The sequence below is a fragment of the Hydrogenophaga sp. BPS33 genome, assembly GCF_009859475.1.
Lineage (GTDB): Bacteria > Pseudomonadota > Gammaproteobacteria > Burkholderiales > Burkholderiaceae_C > Hydrogenophaga.
On the sequence record NZ_CP044549.1, the window covers coordinates 1,338,326 to 1,352,187 of the forward strand.

The window sequence follows — 13,862 nt, forward strand, 5'->3', positions numbered from 1 at the left end:
CGGCGCTGCCCTCGGTGGGCGTCGGCCACGGGCGGGGGTTGTTCTCTTGCAGAGATCATGGCTCCGATTTTGCCGGCCGGCAAGTTAAATTTATCGACAGCCCTGAATATCACATGCATGGATTTCGGGTGGGCGCTGGCGCGCCCGCCGCCGCCCGGCTGGGGATTTGGCGGTGGTTTCCCCTGTTGTTCGGGGCCTTGGGGCGCAGCGTGTCATGGGAGATTCACGGTATCTACATCGCCCAAAGAAAGAAGCTCCAGCGTGTCGTCCCCGTCCCTGTCCCCACAACCGAATTCGTCTCTGAACCCGCCCACCCCGGGCTCCCGATCCCCAGCCCGCGCCGCGTCAGCGGTCGCCACCCTCTCCCGCCTGAGCCTGCGCACCCAGTTGCTGCTGCTGGTGGTGGGCGTGGTGTTGCTGGGCTTTGCGGTTACCGTGGTGTCGCTCACACGCCAGGCGGGGAACCTGCAGGAAAACACGGCGCTGCTGTATGCCGAGGAGCTGGCGGCGCGCAACGGCGCGCAGGTGGGGGCCGAACTCAACGCCACCATGACCGCCGCCCGCACGCTCGCGCAGGCGCTGGGTGGTTTGAAATCCACGGGGCAGGCCGATCGCATCGAAGCCGATGCGTTGATCCGCAACGTGCTGGAAGGCTCGCCGCAGTTTCTCGGCGTATGGGTGGCGTGGGAGCCCAACGCGTTCGATGGGCGCGACGCCGAGTACGTCGGCATGCCGGGCCATGACGCCACCGGCCGCTACATTCCCTACTGGAACCGGGGTACGGGCACGGCCCAGCTGGAGCCGCTGGTGGACTACGAGAAGGCCGGCGCGGGCGACTATTACCAGTTGCCCAAACGCACGGGCAAGGAAACGCTGATCGAGCCCTACAAGTACACGGTGGCGGGCAAGGAAGTGCTGATCACCACCACCTCGGTGCCGATCGTGGTCAACGGCCAGTTCGTGGGCGTGGCAGGCATCGATCTGCCGCTCTCCAGCCTGCAGGAAAAGGTGCAGGCCATTCGCCTCTACGACACCGGCTACGCCAGCCTGTTCTCCCATGGCGCGGTGTACGTGGGCGACCGCGACGCCGCCCATGTGGGCCAGGCGCTGAGTGCGCCGACCGAACTCGCCGCCCTGCGCACCGCCTTGAGCGAGCACCGCCCCGAGCGCGTGCGTTTCCTGCACGAAGGTTTGGGCACAGAGGTGACCAGCGTCTACGTGCCGATTCGCGTCGGCAACGGCGACTCCTCGTGGGCCTTCGCGGCCACCGTGCCACAAGACCGCATCCTTGCCGAGGTGCGCGCGCTCAACCTCACCGCCGCCGTTCTCGGCCTGGCGTCGATCGTGGCGGTTTCGTTCGGCCTGCTCTGGGCCTTGCAGCGCCTGGTGCTGCGGCCCTTGGGCGGCGAGCCTGCCGAAGCCGTGGCCGTGAGCGCCCGTGTGGCGCGCGGCGACCTCGGCCAACCGGTGCCCGTGAAGGCTGGGGACACCCACAGCCTCATGGCGCAACTGGCGGTGATGCAGAAAGACCTGGCCGGCGTGGTGGGCCGTGTGCGCCGTGGCGCAGAAGCGGTGGCCTCGGCCAGCGCGGAGATCTCGCAGGGCAACCAGGACCTGTCCAGCCGCACCGAAAACCAGGCCAGCGCGCTGGAAGAAACGGCAGCCTCGATGGAGCAGTTGGGCACGGCGGTGGGCCAGAACGCGGGGCACGCGCGCGAGGCCGATCAGCTGGCGCGATCGGCCACGGCGTTGGCCGAGCAAGGCGGCGCGGCGGTGCAGCGCGTGGTCGACACCATGCAGAACATCGACGCAGGCTCGCGCAAGATCGCCGACATCATCGGCGTGATCGACGGCATCGCGTTCCAGACCAACATCCTCGCGCTCAACGCGGCCGTGGAAGCGGCGCGCGCGGGCGAGCAGGGCCGGGGTTTTGCCGTGGTGGCTGGTGAAGTGCGCAGCCTGGCCACGCGTTCGGCACAAGCGGCGCGTGAGATCAAGGACCTGATCGGCAGCAGCGTGCAGAGCGTGGGCAACGGCACGGTCACGGTGAACGAAGCCGGCCAGACCATGCGCGAGTTGATCACCGCCATTCAGCAGGTCTCACGCCTCATGTCCGACATCAGCACCGCCAGCGGCGAACAAAGCGCCGGCGTGGGCCAGGTGGGCGAAGCGGTGGTGCAACTGGACCAGACGACGCAGCAGAACGCCGCGCTGGTGGAAGAAATGTCGGCCGCCGCCCACAGCCTGCGGCAGCAGGCGGATGAGCTGGTGAAGACGGTGTCGGTGTTCCGCCTGGGGGCATAGCCACCCGCTTCTATCGAACCACCGATTCGTCGTAGATCCGGCCCAGCGGAACCGCGTCGCTCTGGACGATGCCTTGCTCGATGTAGTGGCGGCGCATCTTCTCGATGGTGGACACCCGGATGTCGCGGCCCAGAAAGCGGGACAGCTTCACCACGCTGGAGAGCCGGCTCTCCTTGTCGATCAGGGCCGCTGCAGGCCGATGCGATCGATGATGGGCCGTTCCGACTGCGTGATGTCGTGCGCGAACGCGGTGAACTGCTGGCTGCTCATGTACTGGGGATCGATGTCGAACCTGCGCAGCGCGTCGCGGAAGCTCTCCTGGTCCATGGCTTGTTTGAAGGCGTTGTGCAGGCGCTCGACCACCGCCGGGTCGGTGTTGCCCGGCGCGACCAAGCCGAACGGCGCGTTCTGCACGATGGGGTAGCCCAGCTCCTTCAAGGTGGGGACGTTGGGGAAGCGCGGGCTGCGCGTCTCGCCCGCCATCGCGAGCAGGCGCAAAGCCCCCGATTCGACGAGGCTGGCCCAGCTGGGCCCGTCGGCGAGCGACTTCACATGCCCGCCCCGCACGGCCGTCATGGCCTGTGCGCCGCCAGGGAAGGGAACGTGGGTGAGTTTGACGCCCGCGCGCTGCGCCAGGTCTTCCATCGTGAGGTGCGGTGACGACAGGGTGCCGGGCGTGCCATAGGTCATCTCGCCGGGATGCGCCTTGGCGTAGGCGATGTAGTCCGCCAGCGTCTTGATGTCGGACGTGGCCGGCACCGCCAGGCCGAAGGGGTAGGAAGCCAGGCCGATGATGTACTTCAGGTCCTTGACCGGGTCGTAGCTGGTCTTCGTCAGGTAGTGCTGGCGAAAGACCGAGACGGCCACCTGCGCGATGGTGTAGCCGTCGGCCGGCACGGTCTGCATGAGTTGGGCGGGCATCACCATGCCCGCGCCCGGCTTGTTTTCCACCACGACAGCTTGTCCCAGGATGGCGCTGGCGTTGCTGGCCAGCACGCGAAAGGCCGCGTCGGTGGCACCACCCGGCGCGAAGCCCACGAGCAGCCGGATCGGCCGGGACGGGAAATTGTTTTGCGCGCGCGCGGCCGGCGCGATGGCCAGTGCGGCTGCGGCCACGGAACCGCTCAGGAGTTGACGTCGTTGCATGTGAACCTCTCTCTGTCAGGATGTGCGCGCTTCAGACCGCACAGGGTTGATCGGCGGGGTTGAGCGTTGTGCCCCAGGCGTCGTAGCCGTACACGCTGTCGGCGTTGTTGTCGTTGCGCAGCCAGTCGTTCTTGCCCGAGGCCACCTGGATCTGGCTGGCGCGGGGCTTGCGCAGCGCTTCGTACGTTTGCAGTGCGGACGCGCAATCCGGTCCGTCGGCCAGGCAGCGGGCCAGCACCACGGCGTCCTCGATGCCCATGGCCGCACCCTGCGCCATGAACGGCAGCATGGGGTGGCAGGCATCGCCCAGCAGCGTGACGCGACCCCGCGTCCATTGCGCCATGGGCTCGCGCACGTAGAGCGCGGTCTTGAGCACCACTTCGCAGCCGCGCAGGATGTCCTGCACCTCCGGGTGGAACGGCGCGTAGGCCGCGAGCAGTTCTTCCTGCGTGCCCTTGACCGACCACGACTCGTGCCGCCAGCTGTCTTCGCGCGCGGTGGCGAACACGAACAGCTCGCGCCCACCGTGGATCAGGAAGGTGAAGATCTGGCTCGCGGTGTTCGGCCCCCACCACTTGGTGGTCGGCGTCAGGTCCAGGTGGCCGAGCCTTTGCGTGTCGACGATGGAACGGAACGCCACCTGCCCGGTGAAGATGGGTTGGTCGGCGCCGAACAGGTTTTCGCGCACCGCGGAATGGATGCCGTCGGCGCCCACGATGGCGTCGAAGCGGTGGGTCTGTCCGTTGTCGAGCACCAGCTCGGCGTGCTCGTCGGTCTGCGCCATGCGCTGGACCCGGCTGCCGAGGCGGATCTCGACGTCCGAGGCCGCCGTCTCCAGCGCCGACAGCAAGTCCGCGCGGTGCACCGTGAGCTGCGGTGCGCCGTACCGGCGCTCGCCGGCATCGCCCATTTCGAGGTTGGAGGTCACCTCCCCGCTGTCCCAGGTTCGGCTGATGCGCCGGGTCGGGCGAAACGCCGTGGCGCGCAAGGCCTGGCCGACGCCCAGGCCGTCGAGCGCGCGCACGGCGTTGGGGGTGAGGTTGATGCCGGCGCCCACGCGCCCGAACCGGGCCGCCTGCTCGAACACCACGGGCGTGATGTGCAGGCGTTTCAGGGCCAGAGCGGCCGACAGGCCGCCGATGCCGGCGCCCACGATGGCAATGCGAGGAGAGGTCATGTGGTCAAAAGAATGTTTTGAATACGAAATCTTGTTTTGAATGCTAAATTTCTTTCGCGGTGATCGAGATCGGTAAAAACCCTGATCTGGCGTGCATGAGGGCCGCTTTGGCCGGCTTCAGCGTCGATTTCATAGAATCGCTGCGCAACCGAGGCACCCCGCCTTTTCTGGCGTTGCGCCACCGCCCATGAACCCCACGCCCGAGACCCCTTTGCCCCCGACGCCGCCCGCGAGCGATGAGCCGGACAGTGCCGAGGCCGACAAAAGCCCTTATTGGGTGGAGGCGCTGGCCCAGGGACTGGCGGTGTTGCGGGTGTTCGAGTCCGAGCACGGCAGCCTGACCTTGACCGACATCGCCCAGCGCCTCGGCTGGAACCGCGCCAAACCGTTCCGGTATGTGCAGACGCTCGAGCGCCTGGGTTACCTGAGCCGTGAAGAGCCGGGGCGGCGCTACCGGCCGACGTCGTTGACCATGTCGCTCGGGTACGCCTACCTGAGCCGGTTGTCGATGATCGAACTCGCGCAACCCGTGTTGAACCAGTTGAGGACCACGGTCAACGCGTCGGTGCACATGGGGCTGCTGGACGGCAAGGAGCTGGTCTACGTGGCCAATGCCCGCATTCCTTTGCCGACAGCGATCAACATCCATGTGGGTTCGCGCACGCCGGCCTACGCCACCTCTATCGGGCGCATCCTGCTGGCCTATCTCGCACCCGAGGCGGTGGATGCCATCCTGGGCACCGGGCCCATTCCCGCGATGACCCCCAACTCGACCAGCGACCCGGTGGCCTTTCGGCAGATGCTGGCGCGCGCGCGGGTCGATGGCGTCGTGTTCAACGACCAGGAATTCCACCTGGGCGTGCGCTCCATCGCCGCGCCCGTGTTCGACGCGACGGGCCACGTGGTCGCCGGCATCAACGCCACGGCCATGACGCACGCGTTCACCGACGAGGTGGTGCGCGACGCGGTGCTGCCCGCGGTGTGCGCGGCGGCCAGCGAGATCTCCCGGGGGCTGGGGTACGTGAAGGCTTAGCGCGAGCTGCTTGTGTAGATGCGGTTGCGCCCTTCCACGCAGTACGTCTGCGCGTGGAACACCGGCAGGTCTTGCGCGTAGTGCACGCGGTCGAGCAGCACGTAGAGCTGCGGCGCGCGGTTGCTGCGGCCCCAGCCGATGGTGCTGGAGAGCACCGCGTGGTACTCCACCTCGGTGCGGTCGGTGCGCACGCCCAGGCGTTCGAAGATGTCCACGAAGGACATGGAGAACATCGTTTCGTCCACCACCTCGGGGAACAGGCTGTCCAAGTAGCGGTCGTAACCGTAGCTCAGCAACTCGTCGTCGCTGTAGATCGCGCGCTCGGTGTAGAGCAGGCGCGCGCCATCGGGCAATCCGAGCTTCTGCGCTTCCCCGGCCGTGGCCTCGCGGCGCTCCAGTTTGTGCAGCTCGATGCGCGGCGTGCGGCCTTGTTCCCGGATCGATTCGGTGAGCGATTCGAAGTGGCCCATGCCCATCGGCGCCTGCGGTACCGCTGGCGGGCGCACGATGGTGCCGATGCCGCGCTGGATGCGCAACTGGCCTTCGGTCACCAGGCGGCTGATGGCTTCGCGGACGGTGTTGCGCGACACCGCATAGGCGCTGGCCAGCGCGGTCTCGGCGGGTATGGCCTGGCCTGTGGCCCATTCGCCTTCGGAGAGACGCCGCCGCAGGTCATGCGCGAGGCGGTCGGGCAGGGTCAGGACGTCAGTTCGACCCACGACTTGCGCTCCCCGGAAAAGTTCTTGTAGACCTGCTCGCCGGCCACGATGGGCTCGTAGCGTGGTGGCTCGTCCGTCGGCGCGAAGTCGCGCGGGTCGATCACTTGGTGGTAGTTCGGGTGGATGAACAGCGGAATCGAATAACGCTCGCGGCCCGAGCGGTTGATCACGCGGTGCATGGCGGACTTCAGCCGGCCGTTGCTCCAGCGCGTGAGCAGCTTGGCGACGTTGAGCACGATGGCGTTTTCGTCGGGCACCACGGGCAGCCAGTCCTGATCGGGTCCGAGCACTTCGAGGCCACCGTTCATGTCCTGGATCAGCAGCGTGATCAGGCCCTGGTCTTCGTGTGCGCGCACGCCCACGTCGGCGATGTGCTGCACCACTTCCTGGGGCGGGTAGTGCACCACACGCATGTTGGAGTAGGTGTTGCGCGAGACGTTGGCGAAGAAGTCGGCCGGCGCACCGAGATGCAGCGCGAGCGCCCGCAGCACCGATTCGCCGACCTGGAACATGGCGTGGTAACAGGTCTCCAGCCGCTCGCGGAACTGCGGCACATCGGGCCACGGTGTCGCGGCATAGAACGGCAGCGTGAGCAGCGCCGGGTCCACCGGCGGAATCGGGTGGCCCATGCTGAAGGCCTCTTGCCCGCTGGGCTTCTGGCCTGGCTTGGCGTTGTCGAACATCGGCTGGAAGCCGCGGTTGGTCTTGCGTTCCTGGTACGGCGCCTTGGCTTCTTCGCGCTGGCCGAAAAAAGCTTCGGCGGCGGCGAACGTGTCGGCGATGACCGCGCGCGGCACGCCGTGGCCCACCAGCTTCATGAAGCCGTAGTTCTCGGCGGCGCGGCCCATCTCGTGGGCGATGGCCTGGCGCGCGGCGTCGTCATGGCCGAAGAGCGGCGCGATGTCGATGGTCGGGATCGCGTGCGCGGCGGTGGGTGTGTTGCTCATGCGGGGCGTCTCGCTCGCTCAGTTGGCCTTGATGCCGGGGTTGAAGGCGTTGGTCATCATCTCGGCGGCGGGCGCCACCGACTTGATCTGGTCGTACTCCTTGTAGAAGGCCATGGTCTCGTCCCACACCTTGGGGTCCATCCACAACAGGCCGCGCGCCTTGGTGTCGGCGCTCTGGTTCAGCGGGTTCTGCACCTTCATGCGCCACGCGAGTTTGTCGGCGCGCTCGATCTGCTGCGGGTACGCATCGACCAGCTTCACGGCTTCGGCCGGGTTGTCGATGGTGAACTTCAAACCTTTGGCCACGGCGCGCACCACCTTGCGCACCGTCTCGGGTCTTTCTTTGATCATCTTGCCGCTCGTGAAGAGCGTGTCGCCGTACGAGGCCACGCCGTATTTCGAGAAGCGCACCACCTTCCAGGTCTTGCCCTTGAGGTGGGCGGGGGCGTCGGCCTTGGCCGCTTCCAGTTCGACCTGGTAGGTTTGGTTGTGCAGGTGGCCGGTGAAGTAGTCGACCTTGCCGACCAGCAGCGGCTCGGCATTGGCCAGCACGGTCTCGACCTTGATCTTCGACAGGTCGAGGTGGTTGCGCTTGGCCAGGGCCTTGATGAACATCTCGCCGTCGGCCTGGATGCCCACGCGCTTGCCTTCGAGGTCCTTGGGCGTGGGCTCAGGGTCGCCGGGATGGCCCAAGCCGATGTAGACGTAGGGCACTTCCTGGATCAGCGCGCCAATTGCCACCACGTCCACTGGCGACGGTGCCAGCCGCGCCGACATGATGAACGACTGCGCCATCACGCCGAACTGCGCCTGGCCCACGCCGACCGTGGGAATCGGGTTCTTGCCCGGGCCACCGTCGATGAAGCTCACCTTGAGGCCTTCTTCCGCGAAGTAGCCCTTGGCGTCGGCCACCATGAGCGCGGCGTACTGGCCATTGCGCAACCACGAGAGCGCGATGCGGATGTCTTCCGTCGCGGTCTGCGCGGTGGTATTGCTCCAGGCGGTGACGCCGATGGCGAGGGTGAGAACGAGTCGGATGAAAGGCGCACGCATGGTGTGGTTCCTTGAAGATGAGAAAAGGGAAATGGCGTTCGATGACATGCCTCACGGACCGCCGTTGCGCGCGCGCTCGCTCCAGTTGATGCGCGCGCCGATCACCTGCACCAGCATGTAGATCGCGTACGACAACACGGCGGCCAGCAGCGCCACCGCGTACACCTGATCGCCGCGGTACTGGGCCATGGCGCGGTTGATCACGTAGCCCAGGCCTTCGGAAGAAATCATCCATTCCGCCGCCACCGCCACGATGATGCTGGCGCTGCCGGTGATTTCCTGCGCGGCCAGGATGTAGGGCACCGAGTACGGCAGGCGCACCTGGAGGAAGATCTTCCACGGACTCACGTCGAGGATGCGCATGCGGTCCAGCACCACGGTGTCGACCGCCCTGAGGCCGCGCAGGGTGTTGACCAGCACGGGAAAGAAGCCGGCGATGGTGACGATGGTCACCTTGGTCCACAGGCCATCGCCCACCGCCAGCACCAGCACCGAGGCCAAGGCCACGTAAGGCACGTTGCGGATGGTGATGGCCGCGGGCATCAGCAGACGGTTGAAGATCGGCAGCGAGGTGAACAACACCGCCAGGCCAATGCCAACGACGTTGGCGCACACGAAGCCGATGGCCGCCGCGCGCAGCGTGACCACGAGATGTTGTGTGACGAAGTCGGTCTCGTCGGTCAGCACCGCGAGCACCTGTGTGGGGCGCGGGATCACGAATTCGGGCAGGCCCGAGAAGGCGATGGCGAGGTACCACAGACCGAGGATGGAGACAACGGGAAAGGCGATGCGCGAAGAGATCTTCAAGGCCCGCAGCAACAGGGCGCGCGCCGCGTGGGGCGCGGCAACGGCGGGTGGGGTCACGGTGGTGGTGTTCATGCAGCAGCTCTCCAGGGTCCAAACAGCAGGCCGCGGATGCGGTCGGTGATCTCGATGAACTGCGGATCGGTGCGAAACGCCGCCGTGCGCGGGCGCGGCGAAGGCACGGCAATGTCGGCCAGGATGCGGCCCGGCGCGGGCGAGAACACGATCACGCGATCGGCCAGCAGCACGGCTTCGTCGACGTGGTGCGTCACGAACAGCACGGTCTTGGGGCGTGTGGCCAGTTCGCTGCCCAGCCACAGGCCGAGCTCTTCGCGCTTCATCTCGTCGAGTGCGGAGAAGGGCTCGTCCATCAGCAGCACTTCGGGGTCGTGCGCGATGGCCGAGGCGAAGTTCACGCGCTGCAGCATGCCGCCCGAGAGATGGTGCGGCAGCTTCTCTTCGTGGCCCGCGAGCCCGAAGTCGCGCAGCAGCCCGCGCGCGGGCAGGCCGGCGCGGCCCGTCACCTGCTGCGTGAATTCAACGTCGTCCACCGCGCGCTTCCAGGGCAGCACCGCGGGGCGTTGCGACACCAGGCCGAGCTGGCGTGCGCGGCGCACGGTGGCCGGTGGCTGGCCGCCGATGCGCACGGTGCCGCCCGTGGGCTGCTCCAGGTCGGCGACCATGCGCAACAGCGTGGTCTTGCCGCAGCCCGAAGGCCCGACCAGGGCGATGAACTGCCCGGCGGCGATGTCAAGGTCCACCGCCTCGAGCGCGACGGTGGCGCCGAAGCGGCGCGACAGGTTTCTGAGTTGGATGTCGATGGACATGATGTCTGGACGTCCCCAAGAATGGGCGGGTTGTTGGACGTCCAATGTCCATAGCGAGATCCGTGCCACCGAGCCGAGGTGGCACCGCCTTGCCCGTGTTCGCGCGGCGCAGGTGCCGCGCGCCTGCTACAGCACGGAGTGCTGCGTGCCCATCGCGCCACGGGCTGTGCGCTTGCGCGCAGGCGCCGTCTCCTGGGGGGCCAGCACATTCCACAGCAGATACACCAGGACCACGCCCACCACGGAGAAGACCATGGGCGGCAGGTAGATGCCGCCGATGGCCCACAGGGGTTCGGAGGTGCTGGCCACGCAGATGAACTCCGCGGCTTGCATGCCGGTGTAGTGCATGGCGCAGACGGCCAGGCCCATGACCAGCGACGCCACCACCCGATGCCAGAACCGGCGTACGTGAAACGCCAGCCACAGCGCCGCGGCCGAGGCGGTGACCGCGATCGCAAAGGAGAGCAGCACGACCCCGGTGTCGAGCGACATGTCGGCGCGCAGGTTCATGGCGTACATCCCCATGTAGTGCATCACGCACACCCCCACGCCGGCCAGGATGCTGGCGGCAAGCCATCCCGGTTTGTTGAACTGGCCACCCCGGCCGGCCAGGAGCAGGGCAATGCCCGCAATGACCATCGCGGCCAGCAGCGAGAGCAGGGTCAGGAGCCCGTCGTATTGCACCGGCAGGGGAAGCCGGTAGCCCATCATGCCGATGAAGTGCATGGACCAGACGCCCACGCCGCCCAGCGCCACAGCCGCGCCGATCGCCATCGACGTGTTGATCGAACCGTCGCGGCGGTACAGATGCTGGGTGTGGGCCAGGGCCGCGAACGAGCCGAGTACGGAGATCACATACGACATCGCCACCAGCACCATGTCGTAACGCGGCGAAAGAACATCGCCCACCTGGAAGTTCATGACGGTTTCCTCTTGCCTCCTTGTTGGAATGCGCCTGCGCGGATAGGAGACGTTGTACCGACGAAGACGGCCCACGCGGGCCGACGCTGTCGGGCGCCTGCGCGCATGGGCGGATCGATGGTGGTGGGCGAGGTGCCAGCGGTCAATGGCCTAAAGTCGCAATCGGGCGTGACCGAAGGACGGGGAGCCGATGGCCGTGGCGATCGGGACGATCAAAGGCGGCGGCTGTCTCAGCTTGGCGACACCGCGCCCCGCACGGGGTTGCCGAGCACGCCGATGCCGGCGATCTCGACCTCGATGTGGTCGCCGGGCTTCATCCACACCGGTGGCGTGCGCGCCGCGCCCACGCCTTCGGGCGTGCCGGTGGAGATCACGTCTCCCGGCAGCAGCCGCGCGAAACGCGACACGTAGCTCACGAGTTGGGCGATGGGGTAAATCAGCTGCGAGGTGTTCGCGCGTTGCATCTCCTGGCCGTTGAGCCGCGTGACCAGGGTGAGGTTGTTCGGGTCGGGGACCTCATCGGTGCTCACCAGCCAGGGGCCGCACGCGCCGCTGCCTTCGAAGTTCTTGCCCGCGGTCACCGAGTGCTTCTGGAAGTCCCGCACGCTGCCGTCGTTCAGGCAGGTGTAGGCGGCGATGTGGCGCCACGCCTCGTCGGGCGCGATATGGCGCCCCGTGCGGCCGATGACCAGCGCCAACTCGCCTTCGAAATCGAACTGCGTGGAGCCCTGCGGATACTCCAGCGCCTGATGGGCGCCCACCAGGCTGGCCTGGCGGCGGATGAAGAGCGACGGATGGGGTGGCAGCTCGCGGCCGGCCTCGTTCGCGTGGGCGCGGTAGTTGATGCCCACGCAATAGACCATGGCGGTGGCCGTGAGCGGTGGCAGGAGTTCGACCGAGGACAGCAGGGGCAGTCCGCGGGGGCGCTGGTCCAGGGCATCGCCGGCGGCCTGGCCCGCGGCCAGCAACACTTCGGCGAAGTTCGCGGTGTCGGGCAAGCCCTGCAGCGGCACGATGCGTTCGTCCTGCACGACGCCCCAGGCGGCTCGGTTGGAGTGGTTGTAGCGAACAATTTTCATGGGCGCCCTGTGCATGCAAATGTTGGTTGAATATAGGCTAATTGGCTGGAATTTTCTCTAGATCCCACCTACATTGCATGCACCGCTCGCCGCGCTTCGCGGGGGATCTTGAGGAGCCAGCATGACCTACCGTGTTGCCGATGCCTTGACCGATACCCTGCTGCACCACGGAGTGGACCGCGTCTTCAGCGTGCCCGGTGAGAGTTTTCTGCCGGTGTTGGATGCCCTGCTCGACCGCCCGCAGATCGACCTGGTGACTTGCCGGCACGAGGGGTCGGCGGCCTTGGCCGCAGTGGCCGACGCGCGGCTCACCGGGCGCCCTGGCGTGCTGTTCGTGAGCCGGGGTCCGGGCATGTCCAACGCCAGCATCGGTGTCCATGTGGCGCAGCAAGACGCCTTGCCCCTGGTGGTTTTCGTGGGCCAGGTCGATCGCCCGAACCTGGGGAGGGGCGCGTTCCAGGAAGTGGACTACGCGCGCATGTTCGGCGGGGTGGCCAAGTGGGTGGGCTCGCTGGCGCATGCCGACCACGCGGGAGAGGTGGTGGCCCGCGCACTGGCGCTCGCCCAGGCGGGCACGCCCGGGCCGGTGCTGGTCGTGCTGCCCGAGGACGTGCTGGCCGAGCCTTGCGCCACACCCGCGCGCAAATTGGGGGCGCCGGCGCACGCGGCGCCCGTGGCCAAGGAACTGAGCGAGGTCGCGGCCTTCATCGCGGCCTCCCAACGCCCGGTGACGGTGGTGGGTGGCGAGTGCCGCAACACCGGATTTCGAGATGCCTTGCTCACTTTCAGCGAGGCCTGGCAGATGCCGGTGGCCGTGACCAACAAGAACCAGGACCTGTTTGCCAACGACCATCCGCACTGGCTGGGGCACCTGGGCTTCTTCGTCAGTCCGTCGGTGGCGGCGCTGTTGCAGCACGCGGATCTCGTGCTGGCCGTGGGCACGCGCCTGGGCGACGTGACTTCGCAGGGCTACACCTTTCCTGCGCAGCAGCCCACGCCGCAGGCACTGATCCATGTGTATCCGGACGCGAATGCCATCGGCCGGCACTTCTTGACCTTGCAGGCCGTGGTGTCCACCGGCCACGCGTTCCTGCGTGCCATGAACGCCTTGCCCCGTCCGCCCCTGCCCGCCAGATCGGACTGGTTGGCCGAGGTGGCACAGGCACGCGAGGGCGCGCACGGCTGGGACGCGGCGCGAACGCCCGAGGCCGATGTGTTCGGCCACGTGGTGCAAGCGCTGTCGCAGCACCTGGCCCACGACGCCATCGTCGCCCTCGATGCGGGCAACTTCTCTACCTGGGTGCACCGGGTGCTGCGTTTTCGCCGAACACAGCGCCTGCTGTCCGCGGCGTGTGGCGCCATGGGAATGGGCGTGCCGGCGGCGCTGGCGGCGTCCTTGCGTTACCCGCACCGGCAGGTGCTGGCGTTCTGTGGCGACGGTGGTTTTCTGATGACGGGCAACGAGCTGGCCACTGCGGTCGGGCGCCAATTGCCGTTGAAGATCGTCGTGGCCAACAACGGCGCCTACGGCACCATCCGCAGCTACCAGGAACGGCAGTTTCCCCACCGCGTGAGTGGCACGGCGCTGCACAACCCCGACTTCGCCGTGCTCGCGCGGGCCTACGGTGCGGGCGGCTTTCGCATCGGCTCGTCGAGCGAAGCCTGCGAGGAGGTCGCGCGCTTCCTGGCCCATCCCGGGCCGGCCGTGCTCGACGTGGCTTGCGACATCGAGCAGATCATGGCGGCCACCACGTTGTCGGCCTTGCGGCCCAGGACAGCCGCGGTCCATGTGGAGATGGAGCCGGCATCGGCCTGATGGTGGTCTTGCCGAGTGTGTCGGCAACGCCTCTCA

The 13,862-nt window shown here is 67.4% G+C and carries 13 protein-coding genes; 3 read left to right on the forward strand and 10 right to left on the reverse strand.

Translation table 11 applies throughout. The features are described from left to right. Nucleotides 1–261: 261 nt before the first annotated feature. Complete coding sequence (locus F9K07_RS32180; RefSeq protein WP_159590455.1) at nucleotides 262–2,304, forward strand: methyl-accepting chemotaxis protein; 2,043 nt, start codon at nucleotides 262–264, stop codon at nucleotides 2,302–2,304. Nucleotides 2,305–2,314: 10 nt separating this feature from the next. Here F9K07_RS32180 and F9K07_RS06310 read toward each other — a convergent pair whose 3' ends face one another. Genes F9K07_RS06310 through F9K07_RS06320 form a run of 3 tightly spaced genes read right to left on the reverse strand, consistent with a single transcriptional unit; the run spans nucleotide 2,315 to nucleotide 4,627 of the window. Further along, nucleotides 2,315–2,458 (reverse strand): hypothetical protein, encoded by a 144-nt coding sequence (locus F9K07_RS06310; RefSeq protein WP_159590457.1) that lies wholly within the window; start codon nucleotides 2,456–2,458, stop codon nucleotides 2,315–2,317. A 26-nt stretch (nucleotides 2,459–2,484) separates the two neighbouring features. Continuing rightward, entirely contained in the window at nucleotides 2,485–3,450 is a 966-nt protein-coding gene (locus F9K07_RS06315; RefSeq protein ID WP_159590459.1) for a tripartite tricarboxylate transporter substrate binding protein, read from the reverse strand. A gap of 31 nt (nucleotides 3,451–3,481) precedes the next feature. Then, complete coding sequence (locus F9K07_RS06320) at nucleotides 3,482–4,627, reverse strand: FAD-dependent monooxygenase (RefSeq protein WP_159590461.1); 1,146 nt, start codon at nucleotides 4,625–4,627, stop codon at nucleotides 3,482–3,484. A 187-nt stretch (nucleotides 4,628–4,814) separates the two neighbouring features. Here F9K07_RS06320 and F9K07_RS06325 point away from each other — a divergent pair, with 187 nt between their 5' ends. Continuing rightward, a complete protein-coding gene (locus F9K07_RS06325; RefSeq protein ID WP_159590463.1) occupies nucleotides 4,815–5,660 on the forward strand; it encodes an IclR family transcriptional regulator in 846 nt (281 codons plus the stop codon). Here the strand turns inward: F9K07_RS06325 and F9K07_RS06330 are convergent. The 7 genes from F9K07_RS06330 to F9K07_RS06360 form a co-directional block, all read right to left on the reverse strand. Next, nucleotides 5,657–6,379, reverse strand: a complete 723-nt coding sequence (locus tag F9K07_RS06330; protein ID WP_159590466.1) for a GntR family transcriptional regulator — start codon at nucleotides 6,377–6,379, stop codon at nucleotides 5,657–5,659. The genes F9K07_RS06325 and F9K07_RS06330 overlap by 4 nt on opposite strands. Then, nucleotides 6,358–7,326 (reverse strand): isopenicillin N synthase family dioxygenase, encoded by a 969-nt coding sequence (locus tag F9K07_RS06335; RefSeq protein WP_159590468.1) that lies wholly within the window; start codon nucleotides 7,324–7,326, stop codon nucleotides 6,358–6,360. The genes F9K07_RS06330 and F9K07_RS06335 overlap by 22 nt, the downstream gene beginning before the upstream one ends. Before the next feature lie 18 nt (nucleotides 7,327–7,344). Continuing rightward, a complete protein-coding gene (locus tag F9K07_RS06340; protein ID WP_159590470.1) occupies nucleotides 7,345–8,379 on the reverse strand; it encodes an ABC transporter substrate-binding protein in 1,035 nt (344 codons plus the stop codon). 51 nt (nucleotides 8,380–8,430) lie between these two features. Then, complete coding sequence (locus F9K07_RS06345) at nucleotides 8,431–9,258, reverse strand: ABC transporter permease (protein WP_159590472.1); 828 nt, start codon at nucleotides 9,256–9,258, stop codon at nucleotides 8,431–8,433. Further along, a complete protein-coding gene (locus F9K07_RS06350) occupies nucleotides 9,255–10,010 on the reverse strand; it encodes an ABC transporter ATP-binding protein (protein ID WP_159590474.1) in 756 nt (251 codons plus the stop codon). Before F9K07_RS06350 ends, F9K07_RS06345 begins: the two co-directional genes overlap by 4 nt. Before the next feature lie 126 nt (nucleotides 10,011–10,136). Next, a complete protein-coding gene (locus F9K07_RS06355; protein ID WP_159590476.1) occupies nucleotides 10,137–10,931 on the reverse strand; it encodes an MHYT domain-containing protein in 795 nt (264 codons plus the stop codon). A gap of 230 nt (nucleotides 10,932–11,161) precedes the next feature. Continuing rightward, complete coding sequence (locus tag F9K07_RS06360) at nucleotides 11,162–12,010, reverse strand: fumarylacetoacetate hydrolase family protein (RefSeq protein ID WP_159590478.1); 849 nt, start codon at nucleotides 12,008–12,010, stop codon at nucleotides 11,162–11,164. 121 nt (nucleotides 12,011–12,131) lie between these two features. Between F9K07_RS06360 and F9K07_RS06365 the strand changes: the two genes are divergently transcribed. Then, a complete protein-coding gene (locus F9K07_RS06365) occupies nucleotides 12,132–13,826 on the forward strand; it encodes a thiamine pyrophosphate-dependent enzyme (RefSeq protein ID WP_159590480.1) in 1,695 nt (564 codons plus the stop codon). Nucleotides 13,827–13,862 lie beyond the last annotated feature (36 nt).